1 protein-coding gene is annotated in these 257 nt (G+C 68.5%); it reads right to left on the bottom strand.

From position 1 onward, the window contains the following. Nucleotides 1-257, bottom strand: a 257-nt coding sequence (locus R2R70_RS21490) for an MFS transporter (protein ID WP_410979122.1), incomplete at both ends; no start/stop codon positions are given.

Genomic DNA, 257 nt, shown 5'->3' with positions numbered 1-257 from the left:
CTTGCGGCCGCGAACGGCAGCGTCGCGAGACTCAGCGCGCGGCGGCCGAGGTGGTCGATGCTGAACTTGCCGAGCAGCGTCATCGTGAGATAGGTGAGCGCCACGCCGAGCGCGGCCCAGAGCGACGCCGAGTCGCCGAAGCCCGCATCGCGCAGGAAAGTGGGCGTGTAGTAAATCATCATCTCGATGCCCGTGAGTTGCGTGAACGCGGCCACGCCCAGACCGGCGATCAGCGCGGGACGCACCCACGGTTGCGC

The sequence above is a fragment of the Cobetia sp. SIMBA_158 genome (genome assembly GCF_046566945.1).
Lineage (GTDB): Bacteria > Pseudomonadota > Gammaproteobacteria > Pseudomonadales > Halomonadaceae > Cobetia > Cobetia amphilecti.
This window is presented reverse-complemented; position numbering and strand designations above follow the sequence as displayed.